2 protein-coding genes are annotated in these 544 nt (G+C 61.6%); one reads left to right on the forward strand and one right to left on the reverse strand.

Annotated features, from left to right (window positions below; translation table 11 throughout):
• On the forward strand, nt 1-191 hold a 191-nt coding region (locus EOA33_RS38125), incomplete at its 5' end, for a MucR family transcriptional regulator (protein WP_190234551.1).
• A gap of 120 nt (nt 192-311) precedes the next feature.
• Here the strand turns inward: EOA33_RS38125 and EOA33_RS38130 are convergent.
• Nucleotides 312-544: SufE family protein (locus tag EOA33_RS38130; protein ID WP_145989619.1), on the reverse strand; the 233-nt coding region annotated here is incomplete at its 5' end.

Consider the following 544-nt stretch of genomic DNA (forward strand, 5'->3'; position numbering starts at 1 on the left):
GTCTCGAGGACGGCAAGAAGTTCAAATCGCTGAAGCGCCACCTGATGACCCACTACAATCTCACGCCCGATGAATATCGTGAGAAGTGGGGCCTCGACGCAAGCTACCCGATGGTCGCGCCCAACTATGCGGCCGCCCGCTCGCAGCTTGCCAAGAAGATGGGCCTTGGGCGCAAGCGCAAGGGTCGCTGAAGCAGCATCTTTTCCATTTCGATGCCGGACGGCGCCTTCGGGCGCCGTTTTTGCTTTGAGCGTGCGGGCATGCCAGTCCATTGCCCAGCCGGCCAATCGCTCAAAATACGATTTGTCAGATCAGGCGATCTGCTTCAGCGCCGTATCGGCGTCGTGCTTGATGCGCTTGACCATCGAGCGCAGGCCGTTGGCGCGCTGCGGCGAAAGGTGCTCGTCGAGGCCGAGCCCCTTGAGTGTCGCCTCGGCGTCTGTTTTCTGGATCTCGCTCGCCGGGCGCCCGGAAAACAGCGCCAGCATGATAGCGACCAGGCCACGCACGATATGGGCATCCGAATCGCCCTGGAAGGTGATGC

The sequence above is a fragment of the Mesorhizobium sp. M4A.F.Ca.ET.050.02.1.1 genome, from assembly GCF_003997725.1.
In the GTDB taxonomy this organism is placed as follows: Bacteria; Pseudomonadota; Alphaproteobacteria; order Rhizobiales; family Rhizobiaceae; genus Mesorhizobium.